Source organism: Citrobacter sp. (assembly GCF_050252275.1).
In the GTDB taxonomy this organism is placed as follows: Bacteria; Pseudomonadota; Gammaproteobacteria; order Enterobacterales; family Enterobacteriaceae; genus Citrobacter_A; species Citrobacter_A amalonaticus.
This window is the reverse complement of record NZ_JBFWLF010000105.1, coordinates 1-13,449: the sequence shown is the minus strand read 5'-3', so window position 1 is coordinate 13,449 and position 13,449 is coordinate 1. Positions and strand designations below refer to the sequence as shown.

Below are 13,449 nucleotides of genomic sequence, written 5' to 3'. Positions count from 1 at the left end.
AAGCGCAATATTTATCACATTTCTGACACGTTTTTTGGTATTGCGGATTGGCGCGCAGTAATGAACAGAACGAATTAAAATTATGACAGGCAGAGATTTCCCGACCATTAATGTCTACCACCACGGCGGCGAGCCCGGTCGCCTTAGAAAATACCTCTGCCAGTGAGTAAAAAGTGTGTAAGACATCGTCCTGAATATGCTGAGGCACGTTACGCTCCGTCAGTGGTCTGGATAACGTCGCTACTATGCTTAATTTGTCCAGGTGAAAAAATGACCCTGACCGCAAAAAATAATCTCATTTAATCAGGTGATTATGATCAAATTGCAAGAGCGCCCCCCGCGCTCCTCAACACCAGTCCACCGACTGCTGTGACAACTTTTCCCAAAGATTAACGAATCTTCACATCTTCCTGTGAGCTTCATTTCAACATCACACATCATTTTATTTATAATTTTCAATCAGTTATATAAATCACATACAATTTTATGATGTGCTTATTTGTGAGAATCATCATGTGAATGTGAAACGCCCTCCTGAATAATAGGCTCAATGACAAGATAATCTGAACGGAGTGGATGTATGCCCGTCACGACAGGTGTTATCGCCGACGACTTTACTGGCGCAACGGATATCGCAAGTTTTATGGCTGAGCAAGGCTGGAGGGTCGCGCTGCTGCCCGGGATGCCAGACGCCGCGCAGCCGTGGAATGAAGAGGTCGACGCGATTGTCATCTCGCTGAAAAGCCGTTCTCTACCGGCTGACCAGGCCATCGATCAATCATTACGCTGCTGGCAATGGCTGCACCACACGGCAGGTGCGCGGCAAATTTACTTTAAATATTGCTCCACCTTTGATTCCACCCCCGCCGGGAATATCGGTCCGGTCAGCGATGCGCTGATGGAAGCGATGCACGCGCCGTACATCGTTCACTGCCCAGCCCTGCCACAAAACGGACGGACGGTGATTCACGGTCATTTGTTTGTGAATGGCGTATTACTGAATGAATCCGGCATGGAGAAACATCCGCTCAACCCGATGACCGATGCGAACCTGATTCGCCTGCTCACGGCGCAAACTGCCAGCGCTGTCGGGCGCATTGACCTCAGCACAATTCAGAAAGGTGTGGAAGCGGTCACTCACGCGCTGGAACGCTGCCAGTCTCAAGGTGTACGTCACGTGATCGTGGATACCTTCAGCGAAGCCGATCTGCAGACCCTCGCTCAGGCCTTACGTCATACACCGTTGCTGGCGGGCGGTTCCGGCCTGGGTGGTGCACTGGCCGCTTGCGCCGCACCACAGCGTGGGCGGGAAGCGGTACATCCCTTCCCGCAGCCGGCAAAAACGGTGGTGTTTTCCGGAAGTTGTTCCGCCATGAGTAACCGCCAGGTGAATCGCTATAAAGCACAGGCCGCTTCCCTTCTACTCGACGTGGCGCGCTGCCTGACAGACGCAGAGCGTTACAGCGACGAGCTGTCGCGGTGGACAATGACTCATGTCGATGACGCGCTCGCTCCATTGATTTACGCCACCCAGCCGCCGGAAGCGCTGAAACGCATTCAACAGGAGTACGGCGAGCAGCGCGCCAGCCGGGCGATTGAGCATACCTTTGCCAGACTGACGGCCAAACTGCAGGCCGCAGGCGTAAACAGTTTTATCGTCGCCGGTGGCGAAACGTCCGGCACCGTAGTGGAGGCGTTACAGGTGACGCGACTGACGGTCGGCAAAGCCATCGCGCCCGGCGTGCCGTGGGTGTTCTCCGCCGAGCCGCCGCTCGCGCTGGCGCTGAAGTCGGGCAACTTCGGTGACGAAGACTTCTTTTTCACCGCGCAGGAGTCTGCATGATGAGTCAGCTTAACGAACAACAACTCCGCGAACAGTTGGTGCACTACGGTCGTTCTCTGTTTATGCGCGGCTTCAGCAGCGGTGGTTCGGGCAACCTGAGCGTAAGACTGCCGGACGGCGGCTATCTGGTCACGCCGACCAACTCCTGTCTGGGCGAGCTGGACGCCGCAACGCTCAGTAAACTGGATGCCAACGGCGTTCACCTCAGTGGCGATAAACCGTCGAAAGAAGTGCCCATGCACCTGGCCTGGTATCGTCATCGTCCGGCCTGCGGCGCGGTGGTTCATCTGCATTCGCCATGGCTGACCGCCCTTTCCTGTCTGCCATGCCGCACACCGGAAAACTGTCTTCCGCCGTTAACGCCGTATTACGTAATGCGCGTCGGACAGTTGCCTCTGTTGCCCTATTTCAAACCCGGTCATGAGGGGATTGCCAGCGCACTCAGCGAAATTGCGGCGGACCATACTGCCGCGCTCCTGGCAAATCACGGCCCGGTAGTCAGTGGTCGCTCACTTCGTGAGGCGGTGTTTAATGCCGAAGAGCTGGAAGACAGCGCCCGCATCTGGCTGACCTTAAAACCACTCGGCTACGTGCCGCTAACGGCGGAAGCAGTAGCTGAACTCGAACAATCCCGGCGAGCATGAGGTGAGAGGATGATCCCCGAACAACGACGTGATTTTATCTACCGCTACGTGCATGAAAAAAACGTCGCCTCGTTTAATGAGCTGGCGGATCTGATGAGCGTGTCGCACATGACCGTGCGCCGCGATATTCAGTTGCTGGAAGAAGAAGGCAAAGTCATCTCGATCAATGGCGGGGTGAAACTCAACAATCTGCTGAAATCGGAGCTGCCGTGGCGGGAAAAGGCCGAGCTGCATCATGACGTGAAGCGACGGATGGGGCAACTAGCCGCGATGTTGATAGAACCAGGGCAAACGCTGTATCTCGATGCGGGAACGTCGTTGTTTGAAGTGGCGAAAGCCGTCGCCGCCAGCCACTGCTTCAACCTGACGGTGGTGACGAACGATTTTTCCATCAGCCACTACCTGATGGATATGCCGCACATCACGCTATATCACACCGGCGGACTGGTGGATCAGCGCAACCGCTCATGCCTTGGGAAAAGCGCCGCCAGTTTTCTGCGCACGATCAATATAGACGTGGCGTTTCTCAGTTCGTCCTCGTGGGATACCGAACGTGGAATGTCGACCCCCAGCGAAGGCAAAGCCTCGGTGAAAGAGGCCGTGCTCACCGTCTCCCGCCGTCGGGTGCTGGTCTGCGACAGCAGTAAATTTGGCAAATACGGGATGTTCCACATCTGCTCGCTGGATCAACTAACCGACATTATTTCGGATAACCGGTTACCCGACGTAGCGCAGGACACCATTGCCAGCCAGGGCGTGAAACTGCACCTGGTGGATTGCCGGGAGGGAACGCATCATGCTGAAGTTAGCGGCTAACCTCGACTGGCTGTTTTGCGAACGTCCCATTGCGGAGCGCTTTCAGGCCGCAAAGGCGGCGGGTTTTCACGGCGTTGAAGGGCTGTTTCTCTGGCAGCATCCGCTGGATGTGCTGCTGGCGGCGCAACGGGAAACCGGTCTGCCGGTGGCGCTGATGAATGCGCCAGCGGGTAACTGGCAGGCCGGTGAACGCGGACTGGCCTCCCTGCCAGGCTGTGACGAGGCGTTTCATCGCAGTCTGCTGATTGCCCGCGATTACGCCACGGCACTGGGCTGTCGCAAGGTGCACGTCATGGCCGGATTGCGCGTGGCCGGACTTTCCGCTAACGCCCAGTATGAGCAATTAACCGACCGACTGCGTATCGCCTGTGACGTCATGGTTGGGGCCGATATCGACGTGTTGATTGAACCGTTAAACCCGGACGATATGCCTGGTTATTTTGTTGATAGCTTTCCACTGGCTGAACGTATTATTCGCGAAGTGAACAGACAAAATATCGGCTTACAGTTTGATATTTACCACTGCCAAAAAATACACGGTAATGTTACCCATCTTATTGAACATTATTTACCGATCATTAAACACTTTCAGATTGCTTCCGTACCCGGTCGCCATGAACCGGGAACGGGAGAATTAAATGAAACATGGCTTTTTGAATTTATTAAGCAAACAGGTTATCAGGGCTGGATAGGTTGTGAATATAAACCGTCAACACCAGGGCCCGAATCGTTACGCTGGATGACACCGTACTTATAATTTTAATATCTCTGTACCGGAAAACCGGAGGAACACATGTCGGATACTGTTATTATTTCGCTGGCACCCGTTGCCGCGGATTGCCCCAGAGTTATACCCGAAGAACTGGCGCAGGAAATACTGGCCAGCGTCGAACAGGGTGCAGCCATCGTGCATTTACACGTTCGCGATAAACAAGGTCGTCTGACGCCAGACACCACCGATTTTCAGGCGACGATTGACCACGTCATGCGCCATTCCAACCTGATTATTCAGGCCTCAACCGGTGGCGTCTCCACCATGTCGATTGCCGAGCGCTGCGCGCCTCTGGACTGTCCCGGCGTCGAAATGGCGTCGCTGAACGTCGGCTCCGTTAACCTCGGCGATGCCGTGTACGTTAATCCCGGACCGGACGTCGAATATTGTTCGCAACAAATAACCCAACGTTCCATTATTCCTGAATTTGAAGTTTTCGAAATTGGCATGATTAATAACATTCTGGCGCTGGAAGAAAAAATATCGTTCAAGAAACCGATGTTATTCAATATTGTCCTCGGACACCGTGGAAGTTCACCCGCGACGGTTGATGCGTTAATTGCCTTGCGCAGTATGATCCCTCGCGACGCCTTATGGGGAATTACCCATTTTGGCCGCAAGAATTTCGATATTATTGCGGCAGCGGTCGGCATGGGCGCCAGTGAAGTGAGAATTGGTTTTGAAGATAGCTATTATTTAAGCGCCGAAGAGAAAGCTCAGCATAATTATCAGCAGGTTGCCAAACTCGCCACGCTTATTCGCAGTATGGATAAAAAGGTCGCCACGCCGGATATTGCGCGGCAAATGTTAGCTATTCCACCACGGCAGTAATAACGAGAGAAAGGACATTTCACCATGACTATCACAACCGTTATTCACAAAACCGGACTGGGCGTCTGCATCGCCGGTGGCGCCCTGGCGGCAATTGGCGCCCTGATGCAGTCTCCCGCCCTCTGGCAGCCGGGGCTGGTGATGCTGACGACAGGCTTCGCGGCAGGTGCTGGCTACTGGACAAATCTTCGCAGCTACCAGTTTACCCTGTGGATCATTGCCGGCTTTGTCGCGGCGATGACCTGGTCAACCGACCTAATCGTCTGGGGCGGATTCAACATCACCCATAAATGGATCGTCTTTTTGGTGATCCAGGCGACCATGTTCAGTATGGGCACCAAACTCACGATTCAGGACTTTATCGACGTCGCTAAAATGCCCTGGGCGGTGTTTATCGGCACCTTCTGTCATTTCGTCATCATGCCTCTGCTCGGCCTGAGCATCACGCTGATCTTTGACTTTCCGCCGGAAGTGGCGGTAGGCATTCTGCTGATTGGTTCCTGTCCCAGTGGGCTCTCCTCCACCGTCATGGTGTATATCGCCAACGCCAACCTGGCGCTGGCGGTCTCGATCGCCGCCGTCTCGACGCTAGCGGCGACGGTCATGACCCCGCTGTGGGTGAATCTGCTGGCGGGTTCAATGATCGACATCCAGCTCACGGCGATGGTGATGGACGTCGTGAAAATCGTGTTGATCCCGATTGGCGCGGCGATTTTACATGACTACCTGAAAACCTATGCCGGCGTACAGGGGCGTCGTACCGTACAAACGCTGGCCGGGATCAGCGCCATCTGGCTGCTGTATATGCTTACCGGCGGCTGGGACACGCAGTTTGGTAGCGCCAGCGCCGACGCGCAAATGTATGCGGTGGTGCTGAACTTTGTGGCTGGCGGGATCATCTGGGCGCTGTTCTATAACTGGCTGTATGGACGCGTGGCCGGCGTTAAGAAGATCATGCCGACCATCTCGATGATGGGCATCATTTTCTTCACCACTACGGCAGCGGCAGCCGGGCGCGACAACCTGGTTCAGGTCGGCTTCCTGCTCTGCTTCGCCATGCTGATGCACAACCTCGGCGGCTTCCTGATTGGCTATCTGATGAGCCGCTGGATCTTCCGCATGGATGTTCAGTCCGCCCGGACGGTAGCCTTCGAAGTCGGCCTGCAAAACGGCGGGATGGCATCAGGTCTTGCCGCCGCGATGGGAAAACTGGCCACCGTTGGTCTCGCCTCTGCGGTCATGACGCCGCTTGGCAACGTCAGCGGATCGCTGCTGGCTAACTACTGGCGCAAAAAGGATGCCCGACAGGCGCAGGCCCAGAGCGAGAGTTCGCCTGCTCAGCCGGTATCAGAACCTCTGTCAAAAGGATAACTCACCATGATGACTTTAACCCTGCAACAGGCACGACGCGCGGTAGACTGCGCGCTCGATCTCGCCGACACCCGTTATGCGCAACGTCCGCTCAGCGTGGCGGTGTGCGACGCTCACGGCGAGTTACTGAGCTTTGCCCGTATGGATAACGCCAAACTGTTGACCATTGAGCTGACGCAGCGCAAAGCACGCACCAGCAGCCGTTTAGGTTGCACCACTCAGGCGTTTTTGCAACGTCTGCAAAATGAGTCACTGGATATCAGCTACTTTGCTGACCCACGTTTTACCGCGCTGCCCGGCGGCGTACCGATTCTTCACAACGGTAAATGCCTGGGGGCCGTTGCGGTTGGTGGACTGTCCGCCCAGGAAGATCACGATGCGGCTATGGCCGTTGCCGAATGTTTGCTCAAGGAGTTCGCAGAATGAAAAAGATCGCTATGCTTCACACCAGTTCCGCCACGCTCGCCATGATGCAGCAACTGATCGGCGACATCATGCCTGAAGCGGACGTGATGCACCTGGTCGAAGAGTCGATGATTAAGCAGGTGATGAAGGCCGGAGGCGTGACGCCGAACATTGCGGCACGCATTGCCGACTACGTCCACATAGCCGAAAAAGCAGATTGCGAGATTTTCATCACCGCCTGTTCGTCCATTGGCACGGCGGTTGAACAGTGTCAGTTTATGACACCGCTGCAGCTTGCCCGTATCGACTGCGCGATGGTGGAACAAGCCATTAGCCTGGGTGAGAACATTGCCGTGCTGGCCACTGTCGCCACGACCATGAAACCGACGCTGGAGTATGTGCAGCGCAAAGTACAGGCCAGTGGTAAGCAATGCACCGTGACGCCGATATTGATGGAAGAGGCCTTCCATGCTCTGCTGGCGGGCGATATGGAAACGCATGACCGCATCGTCAGCGAAGGATTGCACAGCGCGTATAAACAGGCTGATGTGGTTATGCTGGCGCAAGCGTCGATGGCGCGCGTTCTGCAGCAGCTTCCGTCGCCGCCCGTCCCGGTGATGACCTCTCCGGAAAGCGGCATCCGCTGGCTGAAAACGCTGGCGGAAAGCGCATAACCTGGCAAGCCAACACTCCCCCCTAGGCCGGATAAGCGCCAGCGCCATCCGGCCTACAGACAGGCAAAAAAAAGGCCATCATCAGATGGCCAACCATGTCGAAAATGGACCAGCCCTTTCCCCTGCATCACGGGTAAATGCAGGGGTTGGGCTGTTTTATTGCTTTTACTTAATGACGGCTTTCAGCGCTTCGCCGATATCGGCCAGGCTGCGAACGGTTTTCACACCAGCGGCTTCCAGAGCAGCGAATTTCTCATCCGCAGTCCCTTTACCACCGGCGATAATGGCGCCTGCGTGACCCATACGTTTGCCTTTCGGCGCGGTCACACCGGCAATGTAGCCAACAACCGGTTTGGTCACGTGATCTTTGATATAGGCCGCCGCTTCTTCTTCCGCGCTACCGCCGATCTCACCGATCATCACGATCGCTTCGGTCTGCGGATCTTCCTGGAACAGTTTCAGGATGTCGATGAAGTTAGAGCCCGGGATCGGGTCGCCGCCGATGCCCACACAGGTGGACTGGCCGAAACCGTAGTCGGTGGTCTGCTTAACCGCTTCATAGGTCAGCGTACCGGAACGCGAGACGATACCCACTTTACCCGGCTTATGAATGTGACCGGGCATGATGCCGATTTTGCATTCGCCCGGGGTGATAACACCCGGACAGTTCGGGCCGATCATGCGTACACCGGCTTCATCCAGCTTCACCTTCACGGTCAGCATATCCAGCGTCGGGATGCCTTCGGTGATAGTGATGATGAGCTTAATGCCTGCGTCGATGGCTTCCAGAATGGAGTCTTTGCAGAACGGTGCCGGCACGTAGATAACGGACGCGGTGGCACCCGTCGCTTCTACGGCTTCACGCACGGTGTTAAATACCGGCAGGCCCAGGTGCGTGGTGCCGCCTTTGCCTGGCGTTACGCCGCCAACCATCTGCGTACCGTAGGCAATTGCCTGTTCGGAGTGGAATGTCCCCTGGCTACCGGTGAAGCCCTGGCAGATAACCTTGGTATCTTTATTAATTAAAACTGACATTATTTCCCCTCCACTGCGGCAACAACCTGCTGAGCTGCATCCGTCAGACTTTTCGCTGCAATAATATTCAGGCCGCTGTCAGCCAGTTTCTTCGCGCCGAGTTCGGCGTTGTTGCCTTCAAGACGAACCACCACCGGAACGTTAACACCCACTTCCGCTACCGCGCCGATAATGCCGTCAGCGATCAGGTCGCAACGCACGATACCACCGAAGATGTTAACCAGAACCGCTTTCACGTTGTCGTCAGAGAGGATAATTTTGAACGCTTCGGTGACGCGCTCTTTGGTTGCGCCGCCGCCCACGTCGAGGAAGTTCGCCGGTTCGCCGCCGTGCAGTTTCACGATGTCCATGGTGCCCATCGCCAGACCTGCGCCGTTAACCATGCAGCCGATGTTGCCATCCAGTGCGACATAGTTCAGTTCCCACTGTGCTGCCTGCGCTTCACGCGGGTCTTCCTGAGACTGATCGCGCATTTCGCGCAGATCCGGCTGGCGGAACAGCGCGTTGCCGTCAGCGCCCAGTTTGCCGTCGAGGCAGATCAGGTCACCCTGTTTGGTGATAACCAGCGGGTTGATTTCGATCAGCGCCAGGTCGCGCTCAAGGAAAATGGTCGCCAGGCCCATGAAGATCTTGGTGAACTGCTGAACCAGTTTGCCTTCCAGACCCAGTTTAAACGCCAGCTCGCGTCCCTGATACGGCATTGGGCCGGTCAGCGGATCAAGCGCCACTTTGTGGATCAAGTGCGGGGTTTCTTCCGCCACTTTTTCAATTTCCACGCCGCCTTCGGTGGAGGCCATGAAGACCACACGACGGGAGCTACGGTCAACGACCGCACCCAGATACAGCTCTTTATCAATATCGGTCGCCGCTTCAACCAGAATCTGGTTGACCGGTTGACCGTTGGCGTCTGTTTGATAGGTCACCAGACGTTTGCCCAGCCAGTGCTCAGCAAACGCGCGAATCTCTTCTTTGCTTTTTACAACTTTCACACCGCCCGCTTTACCGCGGCCACCTGCGTGAACCTGACATTTTACTACCCACGGACCCGCACCGATTTTCGATGCCGCTTCTTCAGCTTCACGCGGAGTAGTACAGGCATAACCCACCGGCGCCGGTAAGCCATAGCGGGCAAAAAGTTGTTTTGCCTGATATTCATGTAAGTTCATGTGTTCTGTCCATCCTTCAGGTAATCGTTATCTTTAAACCCGTAGACCGGCGTGGTGCTTGTGCCGGATGGCGCTACGCTCATCCGGCCTACGAGGCAGGTGATACTCTTGTTTACTACACGTCCAGCAGCAGACGAGTCGGATCTTCCAGCAGTTCTTTGATCGCCACCAGGAAGCCCACGGATTCGCGACCATCGATCAGACGGTGATCGTAGGACAGCGCCAGGTACATCATCGGCAGGATTTCCACTTTGCCATCGACCGCCATCGGACGATCTTTAATCGCGTGCATCCCAAGGATCGCGCTCTGCGGCGGGTTGATGATCGGCGTGGACATCAGCGAACCGAACACACCACCGTTGGTGATGGTGAAGTTACCGCCCGTCAGATCTTCCACCGTCAGCTTGCCGTCACGACCTTTGATAGCCAGCGTCTTGATGTTTTTCTCGATGTCAGCCATACCCAGCGTATCGACGTCGCGCAGGACCGGGGTCACCAGACCGCGCGGCGTGGATACCGCCATGCTCACGTCGAAGTAGTTGTGATACACCACGTCGTCGCCATCGATAGAAGCGTTCACTTCCGGATAGCGTTTCAGCGCTTCTACTACCGCCTTCACGTAGAAGGACATGAAGCCCAGACGGATACCGTGACGTTTTTCAAACGCTTCACCGTACTGCTTACGCAGATCCATGATGGGCTTCATGTTGACTTCGTTGAAGGTCGTCAGCATGGCGGTGGAGTTTTTCGCTTCCAGCAGACGCTCGGCCACGCGTTTGCGCAGACGGGTCATCGGTACGCGTTTTTCGCTACGTGCCCCCAGCGCTGGCTGTGCAGCAGGGGCTTCTGCCGGTGCTTTGGCCTCGGCTTTCGCCGGGGCTTTCGCCAGATGCTTATCCACATCTTCACGGGTGATACGTCCGCCCACACCGGTGCCTTTGATCGCACTGGCGTCGAGATTGTGCTCAGCCAACAGGCGACGGATCGCCGGGCTCAGCGCATCGTTATTTTGCTCTTCCAGAGAAGCCTGTTGACGCTGCGCCGGGGTAGACGCTTTTTCTTCAGACTTCGCGCTGGTTTCTTTACCCGCGCTATTGCCTTCACGCAGGCGACCGAGGATCTGGCGCGAGGTCACGGTGGTGCCTTCGTCTTCCAGAACCGCATCCAGAATGCCGTCCGCTGATGCCGGTACTTCCAGTACCACTTTGTCAGTTTCGATTTCTACCAGCACTTCGTCACGAACCACCGCATCACCCGGTTTTTTGTGCCAGGTGGCAACAGTCGCGTCCGCTACGGACTCAGGCAGGTCGGGAACAAGAATATCTACGCTACTCATTATGTATCCTTTAATTAATCGACGTTCAGCGCGTCATTGACCAGATCTTGTTGCTGTTTCTGGTGAACGGACATATACCCTACCGCCGGAGAGGCGGAGGCCGGGCGACCTGCATAACGCAGAGCGGCCCCAAATGGAATCACTTCACGGAAATGATGCTGGCTGCAGTACCATGCGCCCTGGTTGAGCGGCTCTTCCTGGCACCAGACAAAATCATGTACGTGAGCGTACTGTTTCAATACGTCCTGCATCGCCTGATGCGGGAACGGATAAAGCTGTTCGATGCGCACAATGGCGACATCTTTCTGATTGTTCTTGCGACGCTGTTCCAGCAGGTCGTAATAAACCTTACCAGAACACATCACCACACGCTTCACGCCTTTCGGATCGAGGTCATCGATTTCACCGATGGCAGGCAGGAAAGTGCCGTTCGCCAGCTCATCCAGGCTGGAGACCGCCAGCGGATGGCGCAGCAGCGATTTCGGCGACATGACCACCAGCGGACGACGCATCCCGCGCAGCGCCTGACGACGCAGCATGTGATACACCTGAGCCGGAGTAGACGGTACGCACACCTGCATGTTCTGCTCTGCGCAAAGTTGCAGATAACGCTCCAGACGCGCGGAGGAGTGCTCCGGACCCTGCCCTTCATAACCGTGCGGCAGCAGCATCACCAGGCCACACATCCGGCCCCATTTCTGTTCGCCAGAGGAGATGAACTGGTCGATAACCACCTGCGCGCCGTTGGCGAAGTCACCGAACTGCGCTTCCCAGATGGTCAGGGTGCGCGGTTCCGCTGTGGCATAGCCATATTCGAAGGCCAGTACCGCTTCTTCAGACAACACGGAGTCCCAGACGCGGAAGCTGCCCTGCCCGTTGTGGACATGCTGCAGAGGAGTCCAGGTCGACCCGTTGGTCTGGTTGTGGATCACCGCGTGGCGATGGAAGAAGGTGCCGCGACCGGAGTCTTCACCGGACAGGCGAATCGGGATCCCTTCGTCAACCAGCGTAGCGTAAGCCAGCGTTTCTGCGCCGCCCCAGTCGAACGGTTTTTCCCCGTTCGCCATCAGCTGGCGGTCGCCGTAGATTTTGGCCACACGAGACTGCATCTCAACGGTTTCAGGCACCGTACTGATGCGTTTCGCCAGTTCCTGAAGGCGCTTCATTTCAACCTTGTTCGGGTACGCTTCATCCCACTCGTGGTTGAGGTACGGCGACCAGGTAAAGGAGTGCATATTCATCGGACGCCACTCTTTCACCACGCATTCGCCCGCGTCCAGCGCGTCGCGATACAGGTTGACCATTTCGGTGGCATCTTCCAGCGTCGCGACGTTATCCGCTTCCAGCTTATCCGCATAGATTTTGCGTGGGGTCGGATGCTTTTTGATTTTCTGATACATCAGCGGCTGGGTTGCGCTCGGCTCGTCGGCTTCGTTGTGGCCGTGACGGCGGTAGCACACCAGGTCGATGAAGACATCGCGTTTGAAGGTGTTGCGGAAATCCAGTGCCAGACGAGTGACGAAAGCCACCGCTTCCGGATCGTCCGCATTCACGTGGAAAATCGGTGCCTGTACCATTTTACCGATATCGGTGCAGTACGGGGTGGAACGTGCATCCAGTGGGTTAGAAGTGGTGAAGCCCACCTGGTTGTTGATCACGATGCGAACGGTACCGCCCACTTCGTAACCCCGCGCTTTCGACATGTTCAGGGTTTCCTGAACCACGCCCTGCCCGGTTACCGCAGCGTCGCCGTGGATGGTGATCGGCAGCACTTTGTTGCTACTAGGCTCATCCAGACGATCCAGACGAGCGCGAACGGAACCGATCACCACCGGGCTGACGATTTCCAGGTGCGACGGGTTAAACGCCAGCGCGAGGTGAACCAGGCCACCTTCGGTTTCGATATCCGATGAGAAGCCCATGTGGTACTTCACGTCACCGGTGCCGAGATGTTCTTTATGTTTACCCGCAAATTCGTCGAACAGATCCTGCGGTTTCTTACCCAGTACGTTGACCAGGACGTTCAGACGACCACGGTGCGCCATACCCAGCACCACTTCACGGGTACCGCTGTTACCGGCATGGCGGATCATCTCTTTGAGCATCGGGATTAACGCATCACCGCCTTCCAGCGAGAAGCGTTTCGCGCCAGGGAATTTGGCGCCCAGATAACGTTCCAGACCTTCGGCTGCGGTGAGTTCACTCAGGAAGCGTTTTTTCTCTTCGCTGCTGAATGCCGCGCGACCGGATTCGATGCGCTGTTGCAGCCAGCGTTTCTCTTCGGTGCTGGTGATGTGCATGTACTCAGCACCAATCGGGCCGCAGTACGTTTGTTTGAGCGCGGAAAGCAGCTCGCCCAGCTTCATCGTCTCTTTGCCGCCGGCAAAAGAACCTACGTTAAAGCTTTCCTGGAAGTCGGCCTCTGTCAGATCGTGGAAGGACGGATCCAGATCGGCAACAGTGTCTTGCTGCCCCAGACCCAGCGGATCGAGATTCGCATGCTGGGGACCACGGAAGCGCTAAGCGGTGATGAGCTGCAGGACTTTAACCGGCTTC

General features: G+C 56.1%; 12 protein-coding genes and 1 pseudogene. 8 read left to right on the top strand and 5 right to left on the bottom strand.

The genetic code is table 11. The features are described from left to right. Window positions 1-208 (bottom strand): PocR ligand-binding domain-containing protein (locus AB7E14_RS10985; RefSeq protein WP_428169519.1); only part of this gene is annotated, 208 nt, incomplete at its 3' end. 372 nt (window positions 209-580) lie between these two features. On the opposite strand from AB7E14_RS10985, the gene otnK reads away from it, so the two are divergent. The 8 genes from otnK to AB7E14_RS10945 are packed head-to-tail and all read left to right on the top strand — an operon-like array spanning window position 581 to window position 7,356. Further along, window positions 581-1,843 (top strand): 3-oxo-tetronate kinase, encoded by a 1,263-nt coding sequence (otnK, locus tag AB7E14_RS10980; RefSeq protein ID WP_316961894.1) that lies wholly within the window; start codon window positions 581-583, stop codon window positions 1,841-1,843. Next, window positions 1,843-2,487, top strand: a complete 645-nt coding sequence (locus AB7E14_RS10975) for an aldolase (protein WP_044327998.1) — start codon at window positions 1,843-1,845, stop codon at window positions 2,485-2,487. Before otnK ends, AB7E14_RS10975 begins: the two co-directional genes overlap by 1 nt. A gap of 9 nt (window positions 2,488-2,496) precedes the next feature. Next, window positions 2,497-3,303, top strand: coding sequence for a DeoR/GlpR family DNA-binding transcription regulator (locus tag AB7E14_RS10970; RefSeq protein ID WP_042285318.1), 807 nt, complete (start codon window positions 2,497-2,499; stop codon window positions 3,301-3,303). Next, window positions 3,284-4,060 (top strand): hydroxypyruvate isomerase family protein, encoded by a 777-nt coding sequence (locus AB7E14_RS10965; protein WP_316961895.1) that lies wholly within the window; start codon window positions 3,284-3,286, stop codon window positions 4,058-4,060. The genes AB7E14_RS10970 and AB7E14_RS10965 overlap by 20 nt, the downstream gene beginning before the upstream one ends. Window positions 4,061-4,096: 36 nt before the next feature. Beyond that, complete coding sequence (locus AB7E14_RS10960) at window positions 4,097-4,906, top strand: 3-keto-5-aminohexanoate cleavage protein (RefSeq protein ID WP_044327994.1); 810 nt, start codon at window positions 4,097-4,099, stop codon at window positions 4,904-4,906. A gap of 24 nt (window positions 4,907-4,930) precedes the next feature. Next, window positions 4,931-6,277, top strand: coding sequence for a bile acid:sodium symporter family protein (locus tag AB7E14_RS10955; protein ID WP_044327995.1), 1,347 nt, complete (start codon window positions 4,931-4,933; stop codon window positions 6,275-6,277). A gap of 6 nt (window positions 6,278-6,283) precedes the next feature. After that, complete coding sequence (locus AB7E14_RS10950; protein WP_109740014.1) at window positions 6,284-6,703, top strand: GlcG/HbpS family heme-binding protein; 420 nt, start codon at window positions 6,284-6,286, stop codon at window positions 6,701-6,703. Beyond that, complete coding sequence (locus AB7E14_RS10945; RefSeq protein ID WP_044266333.1) at window positions 6,700-7,356, top strand: aspartate/glutamate racemase family protein; 657 nt, start codon at window positions 6,700-6,702, stop codon at window positions 7,354-7,356. The genes AB7E14_RS10950 and AB7E14_RS10945 overlap by 4 nt, the downstream gene beginning before the upstream one ends. 165 nt (window positions 7,357-7,521) lie before the next feature. On the opposite strand, the gene sucD is transcribed toward AB7E14_RS10945, so the two are convergent. From sucD to sucA, 4 genes and pseudogenes are all read right to left on the bottom strand, one after another. After that, entirely contained in the window at window positions 7,522-8,391 is an 870-nt protein-coding gene (sucD, locus tag AB7E14_RS10940) for a succinate--CoA ligase subunit alpha (RefSeq protein WP_043001365.1), read from the bottom strand. Continuing rightward, entirely contained in the window at window positions 8,391-9,557 is a 1,167-nt protein-coding gene (sucC, locus tag AB7E14_RS10935; protein ID WP_042320639.1) for an ADP-forming succinate--CoA ligase subunit beta, read from the bottom strand. Before sucC ends, sucD begins: the two co-directional genes overlap by 1 nt. A gap of 115 nt (window positions 9,558-9,672) precedes the next feature. Then, a complete protein-coding gene (odhB, locus tag AB7E14_RS10930) occupies window positions 9,673-10,893 on the bottom strand; it encodes a 2-oxoglutarate dehydrogenase complex dihydrolipoyllysine-residue succinyltransferase (protein ID WP_044256556.1) in 1,221 nt (406 codons plus the stop codon). A gap of 14 nt (window positions 10,894-10,907) precedes the next feature. Further along, window positions 10,908-13,449: pseudogene (sucA, locus tag AB7E14_RS10925) on the bottom strand (2-oxoglutarate dehydrogenase E1 component); the annotation flags it as partial.